General features: G+C 44.4%; 2 protein-coding genes. One reads left to right on the forward strand and one right to left on the reverse strand.

Translation table 11 applies throughout. The features are described from left to right. On the forward strand, positions 1 to 518 hold a 518-nt coding region (locus A3761_RS03965), incomplete at its 5' end, for an EAL domain-containing protein (RefSeq protein WP_156491579.1). A 62-nt stretch (positions 519 to 580) separates the two neighbouring features. Here A3761_RS03965 and A3761_RS03970 read toward each other — a convergent pair. Continuing rightward, the coding region (locus tag A3761_RS03970; RefSeq protein ID WP_156491580.1) for a pyridoxal-phosphate dependent enzyme at positions 581 to 836 on the reverse strand (256 nt) is incomplete at its 5' end.

The following is an 836-nucleotide window of genomic DNA, read 5'->3' on the forward strand; positions in this document are numbered from 1 at the left end:
TTAAAATGTCGATCAACCTGTCAGCTCGCCAGTTTAGTGATCCTGACTTACTTAACGATATTACTCAGGCAATTTCTTTGCACCGAGTTAACCCCGAGAACTTAGAGTTTGAGGTGACTGAGTCCTTGTTAGCGACCGATATTAAGCATGCGATTTCCTTATTGAAAGAGTTGCAGTCTTTGGGACTAACCATTGCAATTGATGACTTTGGTACGGGATACTCTTCTCTTAACTACCTTAAGCAGCTCCCTCTGGATAAACTCAAGGTCGACCGTGCATTTATTATGGACTTACCCAACGATAATGATGACAAGCAGATCACAGCAGCAATTGTTGCCATGGCGCATACTTTGAACTTGAAGGTAGTGGCTGAAGGTGTGGAAACAGTTGAGCAGATGGCTTTCTTGCAAGAGTTGGGTTGTGAGATTGGGCAGGGATATCTATTTGACAAGCCCTTGAGTGCTGATGAGTTCTTCTCGTCCCCGCTTAAGTCTGTCGGGTTTAAGCCAAATAACTAAGATAGGCTTTGATTTCCAGGATATTTCAAAGCGGGGCGTAAGCCCCGCTCATGGTTCAAGGTCTAGAACAGATCTTCGATCGATAAATAGCGTTCGCCAGTATCATAACTGAAAATCACGATGCGGCTGCCAGGAGTAAATTCAGCTTCCTTCTTTTTAACTGCGGCTAAGGTAGCGCCAGAAGAAATACCTACAAAAATCCCTTCCTGCTTTGCACACTCACGTGCCATGTCGAAAGAGTCTTCTTCAGATACTTGAATTGTTCCTGTCAGTATCTCAGTGTTCATGATGTCAGGAATAAAGCCAGCGCCGATACCT

It is taken from the genome of Oleiphilus sp. HI0123, assembly GCF_001635315.1.